Source organism: Acinetobacter sp. AC1-2, from assembly GCF_016124155.1.
GTDB lineage: Bacteria > Pseudomonadota > Gammaproteobacteria > Pseudomonadales > Moraxellaceae > Acinetobacter > Acinetobacter calcoaceticus.
On the sequence record NZ_JABFFO010000002.1, the window covers coordinates 79,707 to 94,463 of the forward strand.

Sequence of the window (14,757 nt, forward strand, 5' to 3'; positions counted from 1 at the left end):
TCGTAAGGTTGATTTTTTCTCTGTGCCGACCTTATCACACTCTAAACGGATTCGGATGCCCTGAATGTACATTTTCAATAATCTGGCGTTCTTTTTCCGTAAAAGTCTTGATAAAGGTCTCGGCTGATTTTAACGGTTTCATTGCAGTAAAACCATCTTGGATAAAATCATACATCAACTCGAAGTGATATTTTTGGGCAATGCCTTTACACATTTTAAAAGCCGTAAACATCATAAATGAGCGCATATATTTATCGAGTGCTGTACCTAAATCATCAAGAAGAGCAAGTTGTTGATAACGAGCTTCTGCCTGATCAAGTTTGGTTAGGGTTAAGCGCATGATTTCATCAGTTAATACCGTGTCAGCTGGATAATCCTCAAGAAGCTGTATCGCCACTTGTTCATCAAGCTGAGTGGCAAGCACAGCTAAACTTACCGATTTAGTTCCAGTTTTAATCGCATTCTCAGGCAATACTTTTTCGGCTTTATGTGCATATTTCAATAGACGTTCAATTTGTGCTGCAAGGGCATCAAACTCTGGACCACCATATAAACGATTTAAAAAATACTGTGCCATGAGTTTATGTTCAGGCAAGTTGAAAAATTCATGATGTGTATCTTTCATCCGTTCTTTTAGCCATGTTTGTACATCTTGCAAACGTTGGGCAAGCATCGGATTGTCGTGATAATTAAATGTTTTATATTGTTGTAAAAGTTCATCAAAAGCAGCGAGTTTAGACATGTAAGACTCTAATATTGGGCTATTTACAAAAAATCATAAGAGGCATTGTAACCTTGTACTATGGCGAGAAGATGTAAAAAAAATGATTCATGCGTCAATTTTTAGATGGAATTTGGCCGCAATGACATAATTTGTATAGCAATTCATCATTTAACCGCATAAGTTAAATATCAACGAAATTAAACAATAAATCATTAGAGTCGTGGACTATGAGTGAACAACAACCAAAATTTGAAATTCGAGATGAAGAACAGCTTTCGGTCGATTTGATTGAAGCACAATATGCCCTAAAAGAAAGTCGCGGAAAGCCCAATGCTAAAAGTACACTCATTTTAATGAGTGGTATTGAACTGGCTGGAAAAGGTGAGGCGGTTAAGCAGCTTCGCGAGTGGTTAGATCCTAGATATTTACGAGTAAAAGCAGATGCACCACGTGTGCTGACAGATACAGAAGCATTTTGGCAATCTTATTCGGAGTTTATTCCTACCGAAGGTCAAATAGTGGTGATGTTTGGCAATTGGTATAGCGATTTACTTGTTACGGCAACGCATGTGTCTGAACCTTTAGATGAGGCGCGATTTGATGCTTACGTTGAAAGTATGCGGGCGTTTGAACAAGATTTGAAAAATAATTATGTCGATGTAGTCAAAGTCTGGTTCGACCTTTCATGGAAATCATTGCAAAAACGTTTAGACAAAATTGATCCGTCAGAGCAACACTGGCATAAACTTCATGGTCTAGACTGGCGTAATAAAAAACAATATGACACCTTGCAAAAGTTACGCCGCCGTTTTACCGACGATTGGTACATTATTGATGGCGAAGATGAAACACAACGCGATCAGTTTTTTGCTCAATACCTTTTACAACACATGCGTCAACTTCCTGACCATGAAACTGAAGTTAAAGGAAAATGGCAACAAGCTAAAATTCCAGAGAGTTTATTGAAACCTTCTAATGAGCAACTTGAAAAAGCTGAATATAAAAAAGAGCTCGATAAACTCAGCAAAAAAATTGCTGATGCAATGCGTTTTGATAAACGCAATGTCGTGATTGCTTTTGAGGGGATGGATGCCGCTGGTAAAGGTGGTGCAATTAAGCGAATTGTTAAAAACCTAGATCCGCGTGAATATGATATTCATTGTATTGGAGCACCTGAACGGTACGAGGCACGACATCCTTATTTATGGCGTTTTTGGAACCGTATTAATGAGGCTGAAAAAATCACGATCTTTGATCGGACGTGGTATGGGCGGGTACTCGTTGAACGTGTCGAAGGTTTTGCTTCACCTTTAGAGTGGCAGCGTGCTTATGACGAAATTAATCGTTTTGAAAAAGATTTATTTGATAGTCAAACGATTGTAGTAAAAATTTGGCTAGCGATTAGCAAAGATGAGCAGGAACAGCGTTTTAAAGCCAGAGAAGAGACACCGCATAAACGCTTTAAAATTACCGCAGAAGATTGGCGTAATCGTGATAAGTGGGACGATTATTTAAAAGCGGCAGCAGATATGTTTGAGCGAACCAGTACTGAATACGCACCTTGGTATATTGTTGCAACGGATGATAAATATACTGCACGTCTAGAAGTATTAAAGGCAGTTTTAAAACAGCTGAGAGCAGATTAAGCTCTCAGCCATAAGGTATCTACTAATTTACAATAGTGGTACGGCTTTTTTGCTGAATACGTTTTGCAAGATTGTAACTGTCATTCAGGTGAGTTTCTGCTATTTTTTTCATCATGAAATAGCCTAAACTTGCTGCTACAATTTGTCCGCCTAGCGGTATAAATTTAGTCACCTGTTTCGTTACGATTTTGCCCAAAAAACCATTAAATGTTTTTTTAACAGTAGTACGTGCCACTACAAAACCTGAAAATTCAAAACCGCGTTTACGTAATTCATCCCAATGAATAGTTTTAGTTTTTGGGTCGTAAACACTAACGTGCTCATGTGCTAAGCCAAAACGGGAATTGATATCTGGAATAAGGTACGACAAAATTCCCAAATCTATCACCACGTCTAAAAAAGGAATGGGTACAATTGCCGCTCCTGCTGAGACGTAAGCTCTTTTCTTGATGAGGTCATGACACTCATCGCGAATTTGTTCCAGATTTAGGCTAGGATCAATATAGTCAGGAATGTTATCAATTTTCATAATGTCTACCTGTGTAAGTTTCTTGATGGCGTCATTCAAACCAAGTGTAAGTGACACCTAAAGTTAAATTATGCTGTGTTTAAACCAACGTGACATAGTCAGATTCAGTTGTATAGTAATGAATGTTTATGATTTTGTGCATAAATTATGCAAGCAGGATATGAAATAAATGGGGATTCATGTTATTCAAAGCCAACGTATTGATGTGTTGTTGCAAGGTGTATTAGCGTCTACATCGCAAACTTCAACGCATCCTTTACAGGTTTTGAAAACACAGCATTTTGTTGTTCCAAGTCCTGCGGTTGAGCAGTGGCTAATACAGAAACTTGCAGAACAGCAAGGCATGAGTGCCAATTACCAGTTTCATCAACGGGTACGAGGTTTCCAGTGGTATGCCTACCAGCAAGTTTTAACTACCCATAAAGAACAGGTCCGTAAAGCGAACATTCCACGTTTAATTTTTAAATGGCGGGTTCATCAGGCTTTGTATGAATTTATACAACCTGATGCAATTAGCATAGATACCTCACATCCTCTCCATTCTATTGTTCAGCGCATTTATGACAGCGCAGACCGGCTTGAGCAAGGCATAGATAAACAACTTAAAAAACAAAAAATGCTGTATTGGGTCGCTGAGCAGGTTGCCGATCTATTTAGTAACTACATGATTTATCGTGGACAGTGTCAGCGTGGTTGTGAAAATAGTTGTACGTGTCCAGAGAACTGGTTGGCTGCTTGGGGGCAAGGGCGAGCGCTCGATATTGAAAAATATATTGTGCAAAAAGACGAAGAGGTTACTGCTTTTGCATTGCATCAAACTCAAGAGTTAGAACGTTGGCAGCGCTGGTTGTGGCAGCAACATTTTCATGATGACTTTTTACAGATGCAGCAAATTGATGCGTTGTTTTGGCAAGAGATCGAACATCCAGATCGCAGTAAATGGGCTATTTCAAGATTACCTCATCAGGTGGTGATCTTTACATTATTGGATTTACCGCCAAGTCAGTTACAGTTCTTGCGCCGTTTAGGGCAATATATTGATGTGCTAATTTTGCACTATAACCCTTCGCAAGAATATTGGGCAGATAGCGTCGATCCACTGTGGAAACAGCGTTATGACTTAGGGGTGAAAGAGCGCTTTATTGCGAAAAACCCTAAGGCAACGGATGCTGAAATTAGCGATTTCTTTAATAAATTTACACTCAACTTTAATGCTGAAGCACGTGAGTCCAGACATCCACTTTTAACAAGATTGGGTAAACAAGCCCGCGATCACTTTTCGCTATTATCAAATTTATCTACGGGTGAAGAGGGTAAATGGGTTGATGCTTTTGTGGATGATTTCCCTGAAAGTTTACTCGGTAAAGTTCAGTCCGATATTTTGCATTTGGTGGAACCCCAAGCTAAGCAATATGATCTTGCCCCAGACGATGACTCTATTCAGATTCACGTTTGCCATTCTACTTTACGTCAGCTTGAAGTACTAAAAGAGCAATTGATTGGTTGGTTGGCCAAAGCACATGAGCAGCCGCGTCGTCCAAATGATATTTTGGTTTTAGTTCCCAATTTGACCGATATAGAGCCTTTAATTCGGAGTGTATTTCATGCAACTGCCACTGAGCAGGGGGTGCATTTACCAGTGAAAATTGCAGGTGTTGCCTCACTCGATGCATTAAATGCTTGGCGTGCCGTGATTGGGCGTATTCAGCTCATGCAAGGGCGTTTTAGCTTTGATGATTTTGCTGACTGGTTAAGCTTGCATGCGACTCAGCAACGATACGAACTTGAATATGCTCAGGTTGAGCGAATTTTAAATTTACTTGCCGATGCAGGGTTTAAACGAGGACTTGATGCAGAGCATCTCAAGCGCAGTTTGTGTGAGGGTGATGACGATTATCGATATAGTTTTAAATTTGCTTTAGAGCGATTGGCTCTAGGCATTGCTGTGCCTGTACATGAAACATTTAATCAGGTGCTGAGTTATGCCAAAGTTCAACCAGGTGATTTTGAGTTGATTGGTGCACTCATTCAGATTTATCAAGATTTGAATGAGCGCCGTGATTGGTTAACCCTGCATGAACAGGGGCAAGTCTATACGGTTGAATATTGGCTTCAGGTGCTGGGTAAAGATATTGTCGAATTTGAGCAGGTGGGTGTTGCTGCTTTAAAAGCTGTTCGGGAAATTGTCAAAAAACAAGAGCGAATGTTGACGCTCGCAAGCTATTACGCAGAGACAGAAACAGGAACTTTGCGCAAAATCACGTTGCCTCTACCTTATATTATTGAAGAAATTCAACGGACTTTAGAAAGCCAAAGTGCACAAGCGGAACCGACAGGGCAAATTACCTTTGCCCAAATTGGACACATTCGGCCGCTCCCTTATCGCTTAATAGTGATGTTAAATCTTGATGCAGGGCAATTCCCAAACCGTGATACACATGTTCCATTTGATTTAATGGATGCATTGCGTCAACAGTTAGGAGACCGCTCTCGTCTTGAAGATGATCAGGGTGCTTTTTTAGATGCATTATTATTAGCCCAAGAAAATTTATGGTTGTTTTATAATGGGTTTGATGTGAACGATGGCGAGGTTAGAGAGCCTTCCAGTATTCTTCAAGAGTTCCGTGAACACCTTGCCTTGATTGTAAAAGCCGAAAACGATGTACCTGAAAATGTAGTTGTTGAAGGGATTGAAATTCCATCACAATTAAAGCAGCTTTATCACCTCCATCATTTACAGCCTTTTGATCCGAAAGGTTTTACTGTAGAAAAAAGTGGTGTTCGTTACCAAGATCATTGGTTTAAGGTCGCTTCACAAATTCAGCAAGTCTCAGGAAATCGTCAACCTTGGGCGAATACCACCTATCCGCTGCAAGCCCCTGACATGTTGGTTTTAGATAGCCAGCAGTGGATACAGGATGTGACGTTCCCCGCACGACTATATTTGAAAACTTTAGGAGTAGAGAACTTAGGAAGTGTCGGACTGCTCGACCAAAATGAACCTTTGTTACTAGATGGTTTAGGGCGTTATGCAATTCGACATTTTTTACAGCAATCTGATCAACAAGCACAACCTGAGGTATTACTTGATCAATTGCCTGTAGGTAAAGTCAAATACAGCGCATGGCAACAAGGTGTTTTTGAACAAGAGTGCCTGCTTGAACGCCTCCATCAATACGCGCCAGTGGTAACTGAAACGACTCAGCGAGTTTGGCGAATTGCCAAACAGCTTCATATGAATATTACTGTTCCAAAGTCTGAAACTCGGGATTGGGTCAGTATGGAACCTTCAAGCGCCCGAGCAAAAAGACGCGCGAAAGTCTGGTTGGAACACTTACTTTGGTTAGCTTATTTGAATGAGGGAAGTGCAGGAGCTGAAAAACGCCGTATTGTGGTTTTTAGCGATCAAACCGTGATTTGTAGTGGAGTGAGTTCTGAACAGGCTCGGCAATATTTACAACCGTGGTTTAAAATCTGGCGTTACGCACAACAACAACCACTAGTTTTGCCAGCAGCCTTATTATTAAAACCGCTAGAAAAAGCCAAAGCATATCAGTGGGAAACAGTAGATCAGGCAGAAAAAGCAAAACTGGATGAGAAGAGCTATGCTGAGCTGTTAAAATACTGGAATGAAACAGGGTCATTTACCACAATGGATATGACTCAAAATGAAGCTTGCAAGCTGCATAAAGACTGGAGCTTTATTTTACAAGAACAAGATGCACAAGCTTTGCTTCAACATGCTTGTGATGAATTTGCGTATGATCTGTATCATCCAGTTTTTCAATTTCAACATTCGGAGTAAGACATGAACTCAAGAGTACAGGTGTCTTATCAACCTATTATTGATATTGATTTTAGTGGATTACACTTAATTGAAGCTTCAGCAGGTACAGGAAAAACTTATACTTTATCGAGCTTGATGGTCCGTATTTTTCTTGAAAAGTACTTGCCTCGACAAGTGATTGCGACCACGTTTACCCGTGCTGCCGCTGCTGAGTTAAAAAGCCGTATTCGTGCCCGTTTGGTCGAAACGTATCGTTATTTAGAGACGAAGCGCAGTTTTACAGAACACGAATTAATTACGCAGGCTGAGCAAGAGCCTGATTTGTTACTCCAACACATTTTAAAAAGCTTTGCGACGCGTATTGCCTATGCGTGTGAGCGTTTAAAATTAGTTATAGATCAGTTCGATGAGCTATTTGTAGGGACACTCGATAGCTTTAGCCAAAAACTCTTGCGTGAGTTTGCTTTTGAGAGTGGCAAAATTGAACGCGCTCAAATTACCGACGATGCAAAAACCTACAGCCGACAACTCATTCATGATGTACTACGTGAATGGATACAGTCTCAGCCTCAAACCGTGATTGATGCTTTGTATCTGGCAGGTGAACTTAAGAGTGTTGATAGTTTTGTCAAACTCGTCGAAGACTCACTTAATTTTAGTTCGGCTCATTTTAAGCTTCCTGAAAAACCAACAATTCAATTTGAACAACTTGCTCAGCTCAAAAAGTTGGCGACAGAAATTGACTTAAGCCTTTTAGAGCACTATTACCAGCTCGATGGCGAACACTATAAGCATGTGAGTGGTACGGTATTTCGAAACGGTGCTTTTAATAAACTATTTAGTGAATGTTTACCGCAGCTACTGCAAGTTTTAACGCAAAGCGACAGTATTTTAGTTTTTGATGGGTCGCTATCAGCACAGCGTGAACTTGTTTTTAAGTTTTTAGGTCAAATTGCCGATCAGAAAGTTTTTAAAAAATGTCCCGCAGAAGTTTCGGATGGGTTTTATCAGCATCCTACAGTTCAGCAGATCCAGCAACTCTTTGGTGTACTGAAAAACTATGCTGAGCAGTTCGACCAGCTTCATATTTATTTGAAGGCCTATTTGTGTGTCGAAGTTAAAAAAAGACTACCGCAGGTTTTACAAAATAAAGGCGAAACGACCTTTTCTCAGCAAATCCGTACACTGTCTGATGCTTTAAAGGGCGAGCAGGGACAACGTTTTGCAGTATTTGTTCAGGCGCGCTATCCCTTAATTCTGGTCGATGAGTTTCAGGACACTAACCAAGATCAAGACGACATGCTCGCCAGTATTTGGCGCCATCCGCAGCGTTACCAGAAAGGCTGCATGATTATGGTGGGTGACCGAAAACAGGCAATTTACGGTTTCCGTGGTGGGGATATGCTCACCTTCTTAAATGCCTATAAAGATATTCAAGCCAAACATGGGCGCGAATATAAGTTAATTCATAACCACCGTTCGGTAAGCGATCTGGTTGAAGTTGTTGATGCGTTATTTCAACGGCAAATGGATTTTGGTGAACAGGTCCAATATGACCCGATTCGGGCAGGTACTCGGCCTCATCCTGTACTGATTGAACACAACAATAATAATCCTCATCCTTTGCGCTGGTTGATGCTCAAAGACAAAGAAACGGAAGCACAGCAAGTTGCATGGAAGATTCGAGATCTATTCAATCGTTCTCATGAGGGTCATTTATATTTTCAAAAAGACTCTCAGATTCAAGTCTTAAACGAAGATGATATTGCGGTATTGTCTCGTAATCATGATGGGCTTGATAAAGTTCAATATGAGTTAGAGCGTTTAGGCATTCGAGTTAATCGTCCATCGAAACGAAGTGTTTTTGATTGCACAATTGCTCAAGACGTCGGTGCTTTATTGACAGCCATACTTCATCCTTACGATGAGGCAAAAGTGAAGCGGGCTTTAATTAGCCGTTTGTTTGCCATGGACTTGAAGCAACTGTTGCAACTTGAGCAGACAGCAGAAGGCTTAAGCCAGTTCATGACTGGTTTTGATGGTATTAGAGAGCTGTGGTCTAGTCAGGGTTTTTTAGTTGCATGGCAACAATGTTTAAGCCAGTTTGATATCTGGCAAAATTTGGTGGCTGCTCAAAGTAAAGATAATGAACGGGTTGTGGTGAACTTGCGTCATTTAACTGAAATTTTGAGTCAGCACAGTGAGAAATACTCAGGGGCACAAAACCTTTATCACTGGTATCTCAAACAGTTGCGTTCTCCTCTTGACCGTGATTGGGAGCTAGAACGTAAATTGTCGAGTGAAGCTGGTGTTCAGCTCATGACAATTCACCAGTCAAAAGGACTGGAATTTAAGATTGTTTTCTTATTAGGTGCAGACAAGCCGTTTCGAGAAAATAACAAAACTCTGAATTTTTCGACCCAAGATGTAATCCAGCCAGACTCAAGCCAGACGTTAACTCAACGAGTCGTTGCGATTGCTGATAAGACTTATTTGAATGAAGTTGAACTTAAGCAGCACGAAGAAAGAGCGCTCGCTGAACAGAATCGCCTTTGGTATGTGGCTCTTACGCGAGCAAGTCATCGCGTCTATGCACTTTTACAAGATGCTGATGGTAAATCAGTTTCAGGCTTAGCTTTCTGGAAAAATAGGAATGAGCCTTTTCAGCACCATTGCTGTACAGATGAAATGGTTTTGGAGCAGATTCCACAGGCAATTCATTTAGCCAAACAAACAAGTATTATTAAAATACAAGCACAAGGGTTTCCTGAACAGCGTTTTTATTCTCGTGGTAAAACCAGTTTCAGTTACTTGGCGCAGCATTTAAAACATAAGGTTGGCACAGATTTATTGGCGAGTCAGAGCAATGATGTTGTATTAGCAGAAGATGAGCTGGACTTGGTCAACACTGTTGAAACAATCAGTGCTCAGCCGATTGACTGGATAAAGAATAATTTTCCGCGAGGAACGCTTGCTGGTAATTTCCTGCATGAAATTTTTGAGCATATCGATTTTCAATGTTCAGATGACTGGGTCATAGAAATACGTCGTCGTTTTAAAAATGACTATAGTAGTCTCTGGCTAGATTTAATCAGTAAATATAAAGAGAGCTTTCCAGAGGAAGAAGACGCTGAGAATCTGCTTTATCAGTCAGTTGCACAGTGGTTGCAAGATGTTTTACGAACGCCACTCTATCAGGGCTTCCGATTGAACCAACTCCAACCAGAGCAGCATTTGTCGGAGTTTCCTTTTTATTTGGCATTGTCGGATCGGGTTTTAGCCATGACTCGTGTTCAGCAACTCTTTGCTGAATATGGCCTAAATATGCCGGAACTACTTGAAGCACGTTCGGCCCGTTATCTCAATGGTTCTATCGATTTGGTTTATTTTGATGGACAGCGCTATCACATTGCCGATTATAAAAGTAATTATTTAGGAGAGGATCTTGCTGATTATCGTAGCGATAACATTGCACAAAGCATGTCTTTAGCAAGTTACTGGCTACAGGCAGGTCTATACTTGGTGGCATTACATCGCTATTTGCAAGTCAAAATGCAGGATTACCAAATTGAGCAACATTTAGGTGGGGCGACTTATCTTTATTTGCGTGGCATGAATGGTGAAGCAGAGCAGGGGTATTATTACTGGCAACCTAGTATTGAGTTTATTCTGCGTCTTGATGCCATTTTGGGGTATTTTGCTGAGGATAAAATCGCATGAAAAATGCTGATAAGTTAGGTAATTTTAAGATTAACAAATACTTGACATGTGGATAAGCCTGTCTATAACCATGTGGACAAGCGTGTGGAAAACTAGGTGGATAAGTGTGTGGACAATCTAAATAGCCCTGAACAAGCCGATTTAAGCTGGTTAACAACGTGGAGTAACTTCTTAAATCAGGCTCCATTTACTGAGCAATCACAAGTGCCAGATACCGCTTCTTATTTACAGCAGCTTATTGAAGCTAGCTTGCAAGGTGATAGCTGTATCGATGTCAGTCCAGAGCAAATTGCAGCACTTGGTCAACTTGCTATATCAGCCGATCAAGCGACTTCAAAAGTTGCACCATGCGTCTACGATGAGCAGGGGTTGGCATTATACCGATATTGGCACCTAGAGCAACGCCTTGCAGAACAAATTTGTCGATTAAAGCAACAATTAATTCAGCCTGTATCTTGTGATGACTATATAAGCTTACTCACAGACCCTCATCAGCAGGCAGCTTTACAAATGGTTGCTCGGCAGAGCCTGAGTATTATTACGGGTGGGCCGGGTACAGGTAAGACCTATACACTTGCACGTATTATTGCTGTGCTTAGCCAAGCAATTCCGCATATTCGTGTGGCGATGGCTGCTCCAACGGGTAAAGCAGCACAGCGCATGCAAGAGGCGCTACAAAATTCATTTAATGACCCTAAATTGCTTGAATCTGGATTAATGAGTGAAGAGCTTAGAAATCAGGGAACACAAACGATTCATCGATTATTAGGGATGGGGCATAGTCAAACACCACGGTTTAATCAAAAACAACCGCTTCCTTACGATGTGATTGTGGTGGATGAGGCCTCCATGCTGGATTTAAATCTGGCTACTCTTCTATTTGAGGCTGTGCCAGAGTCTTGTCGAATTATTTTATTAGGAGATGCAAATCAGCTCGCTTCCGTTGATGTAGGTGCAGTACTTGCTGACTTGCAACAAATACAGGCACTAGCCGACAACAGAGTACAATTACAAACAAGTCGTCGTTTTGCTGAAGGGGCGTTGATTGGGCAAGTTGCTAAATTTATTCAGGCACAAACCTATCAACAAAATCATGAAGTGGTTTTGCAGCAGTTTGAGATTGATATTGTTGAGGTTTCTGAATTAAAGCCTATAGTTTTACAAAATGACATGCCAGATGTGGTTCAGCTTGAGTATTTACCAGAAGGGAATCACACAGAAGTCGAAATTTATTATCAGAAACTCATGTTAGGTTTCCAAGGCTATGTAAAGAGCCTAAAAAACTATTTAAAAGAAGAACGCTCGATTGAACAGGTTCAAAACGTAGTAAGAGCATTCGATGACTACCGTATTTTAACGGCGGTCCGTCACGGCCCATTTGGCTTACAACAGTTAAACCAGTATGCGCAGCGCTGGCTACAACAACAGTTATCAATAGTTACAGTGGGTGGTTGGTATGTAGGTCGTCCGGTAATGATGACTTATAACGATTATCAGCTCGGTATTTCAAATGGAGATATTGGCCTGTGTTTTGAGCATAGAACTCAGCCACAGCAATTTGAAGTATATTTTCCAAGTTTAAATAAATGGGTGGCGGCAAACCGGTTACCTAAAAGTATCCAAAGTGCATTCGCTTTAACAATTCATAAGTCGCAAGGGTCTGAATTTACACACACTGCTGTGGTTCTTGATCAGGCTGCAAAGAATTTATTAAGCCAAGAGCTTATTTACACTGCGATTACACGAGCTAAAAAAGTAGTAAGTCTTTTGGTTCATCCAGAAGCTTTAGTTCAGGCATTTACAGTTCGTACTACACGAAAAAGTGGTTTAGTTCAGAAAGTTAATCGGTTAGTTCGTTAAGACAAACTTAATATTTTTACCCTTGTAAGAAAAAGCTTACATAGATTCGAGATATTTGCTGCTAGAGTACACCCCACGTTTTTGAGATTATAAACACACAACGAGCTTGGCACGGAATGTCGGGCAAAATCGCACAATAATAATAGCTTAAGTCGAGAGACTGCGAACTTACAATGATGTAGGTGTATAAAGAGGAAACTTACAGCCGCTAAGCCTTGTAGTTTTGGGAGAGACTACAGGGCTTTTTTATATTCACGTTTTAATTTACTTCTAAAAAATTATCAAAAAAAATCTGTTTTAGACCTCTATTTAGTATGTTTTCTTTTAAAAATTTATATCAATAATATCAATATATTTATCTGTAATATGATTTTTAAACAGCCATTTTTCCTGTGAATTGTTAAGTTATATGTTATACAGAACTGTACGTTAAATGTTAAAAATGGTTATTTACCAAATATTATACAGACCTGTACGTTTTTGCTTACATGATGATAAGAAAAATACTACTTTTCTTCATAATTGGATGTGTCACAATACATCACATAAGGAAATAGAAACAAAGACACTGGAAGTGAGTTAAAACAACAAGAAGGATGTGACTAGCATCTCACCAACCATAATAAAAACAGAAATAACACGATAAACAAAAACTACAGCGCAAAAAACCCAAGCAGAAATGCTTGGGTTTTTTATTTGCTTTTATACTAAGTTAGTTTCGTGTGAATCACTACCAAACAAAGATCGGCGCTGATCTCTAGGAATGCGTGGGCATTGTGTCGAAATCTGATAAAGCACGTTGGCTAAAGCAGGAAGGTGTGTTCCCACGACAGATTTGCCCGTTGTTAACAGAGACACACTAATATCTCTTTCAGGGTCGGCCCAACATAAAATATTAGAGAACCCTAAATGACCAAAAGCTTGTCCTGTCATTGGACCAAAAAGACCTACAGGGTTACTACCTAACATTGGTCCTAAGGCATAGCGCATTGGAATTAATAAAGTACGATCAATGTTAACGCCTGTAGTCGGCAGTGTTGCCCTGAAAATCGTTTTCTCACTGAAGATTTGCTGACCGCCATAGCTTCCTCCACTTAAAAGCATTTCAAAGAAACGTCCAGCTTGTTCTGCACTGGTATAGATGTTTCCGGCTGGGCAAATTGTGTCCATAAAACGGTTGTCGTTTGTGACATCAACTGCAAGTTGCAACCCTCCACCTAACACATGGTTCAGGTAGTGGTCGGTACCAAGGCGGGGGTGTAGGCCGGTTGCACAATTTAAAGCAACCTCTGAGCGGTACTCTGGTTTTAAACCATAGTTGAAATAAGGCATTCCCATCGGTTTTTCGATAGTCTGATGCACAAATTCACGTAAATCTTGCCCTGTCACCCGCTCAATCACTTCTCCTAAAATATAACCTGCCGTAACAGCATGATAGGCAAGGTGGTTACCAGCAGGAGACACAGGTTTGGCAGCATATAAACGTTTTAAAATTTGATCTTTATCAAAGAGTAATTCTGGTGTGACATCGCCGTCTATATAGGGAATGCCGCCACGATGTGCTAATAAATGAAAGATAGTCGCACGGCGTTTACCATTTACGCCATATTCCGGAATATAGTAGCTCACAGGATCAAGCAAATTGATTTCGCCTTTTTCATCTAATAGATGAATTAACATGGCGGTGATCATCTTTGATGCTGAAAACAGGCAAACAGGTGTATCTGGAGTCGCAATCAAAGCATTCTCTTGTAGTCCTGCTGGAGAGTTCCCCTGAGCATATCCAATGCTTCTGTTCAGTAGAACTTTACCTTGTCTGCGTAGACAAAAAGTAATGAGTGGATAATTTCCGGTTTTATATAATGCTTCTACACTGTTCCAGATTTTTTGAATCTGGCGTTCAGTCATTCCACCCTGTTCAGCAGCAACCTCATCTTTACGACGAATAACTTGCTCAATATTGTCCGGTACTGGACAAGTGTTGGTTGAAAAAATTTTCACACGTTCCTCGCGCTTATTTCTTTTTATTCAAGGGTAGTGTGCAGAGTTAATATGCTCATGTCAGTGTCTAAAATGACAAGTTACTGAAAACTATTTTGCAATCCACCTATAGATACCTTAAAATAGGCGACTTGCTGTAGTGATGCACGGCAGTCAGTTGCCTCAACTGATTCATATCGTTTACTTTTTTTTAAGCATCTCGGAGAAATCGAATGGCTTTAACTAATGCAGACCGCGCAGAGATCATTGCTAAATTTGCTCGCGCTGAAAATGACACTGGTTCACCAGAAGTACAAGTAGCTTTATTGACTGCTCAAATCAATGATTTACAAGGTCACTTTAAAGCTCACAAACACGACCATCATAGCCGTCGTGGTTTGATTCGTATGGTTAACCAACGTCGTAAATTGCTTGACTATTTAAATGGTAAAGACCACGGTCGTTACACTGCTTTGATCGGTGCTTTAGGTTTACGTCGTTAATTCGATTT

Annotated in this window: 8 protein-coding genes; 5 read left to right on the plus strand and 3 right to left on the minus strand. The window is 40.5% G+C overall.

All coding sequences use genetic code 11. The features are described 5' to 3' along the window. Window positions 1-34: 34 nt before the first annotated feature. The gene (locus tag HL290_RS10585) at window positions 35-742 is read right to left on the minus strand and encodes an FFLEELY motif protein (RefSeq protein ID WP_198496450.1); all 708 of its coding nucleotides are present in this window, start codon (window positions 740-742) and stop codon (window positions 35-37) included. Window positions 743-951: 209 nt separating this feature from the next. Here HL290_RS10585 and HL290_RS10590 point away from each other — a divergent pair, with 209 nt between their 5' ends. Continuing rightward, on the plus strand, window positions 952-2,370 hold the full coding sequence (locus tag HL290_RS10590) for a phosphate--AMP phosphotransferase (RefSeq protein ID WP_198496451.1): 1,419 nt from the start codon (window positions 952-954) through the stop codon (window positions 2,368-2,370). A 22-nt stretch (window positions 2,371-2,392) separates the two neighbouring features. On the opposite strand, the gene HL290_RS10595 is transcribed toward HL290_RS10590, so the two are convergent. Then, window positions 2,393-2,899, minus strand: a complete 507-nt coding sequence (locus HL290_RS10595) for a hypothetical protein (RefSeq protein ID WP_151799192.1) — start codon at window positions 2,897-2,899, stop codon at window positions 2,393-2,395. A gap of 169 nt (window positions 2,900-3,068) precedes the next feature. Here HL290_RS10595 and HL290_RS10600 point away from each other — a divergent pair, with 169 nt between their 5' ends. The 3 genes from HL290_RS10600 to recD all read left to right on the plus strand — a co-directional run bounded on the left by HL290_RS10600 (window position 3,069) and on the right by recD (window position 12,266). Continuing rightward, entirely contained in the window at window positions 3,069-6,704 is a 3,636-nt protein-coding gene (locus tag HL290_RS10600; protein WP_198496452.1) for an exodeoxyribonuclease V subunit gamma, read from the plus strand. A gap of 3 nt (window positions 6,705-6,707) precedes the next feature. Then, window positions 6,708-10,406 (plus strand): UvrD-helicase domain-containing protein, encoded by a 3,699-nt coding sequence (locus HL290_RS10605; protein ID WP_198496453.1) that lies wholly within the window; start codon window positions 6,708-6,710, stop codon window positions 10,404-10,406. Between the two features lie 108 nt (window positions 10,407-10,514). Next, window positions 10,515-12,266, plus strand: a complete 1,752-nt coding sequence (gene recD, locus HL290_RS10610; protein ID WP_017391361.1) for an exodeoxyribonuclease V subunit alpha — start codon at window positions 10,515-10,517, stop codon at window positions 12,264-12,266. 702 nt (window positions 12,267-12,968) lie between these two features. On the opposite strand, the gene HL290_RS10615 is transcribed toward recD, so the two are convergent. Then, complete coding sequence (locus HL290_RS10615) at window positions 12,969-14,267, minus strand: serine hydrolase domain-containing protein (protein WP_075431253.1); 1,299 nt, start codon at window positions 14,265-14,267, stop codon at window positions 12,969-12,971. Window positions 14,268-14,479: 212 nt separating this feature from the next. Here HL290_RS10615 and rpsO point away from each other — a divergent pair, with 212 nt between their 5' ends. After that, window positions 14,480-14,749 carry a 30S ribosomal protein S15 gene (rpsO, locus tag HL290_RS10620; RefSeq protein ID WP_002114951.1) on the plus strand — a complete coding sequence of 90 codons (270 nt, stop codon included), beginning with the start codon at window positions 14,480-14,482 and terminating at the stop codon, window positions 14,747-14,749. Window positions 14,750-14,757: the final 8 nt, after the last annotated feature.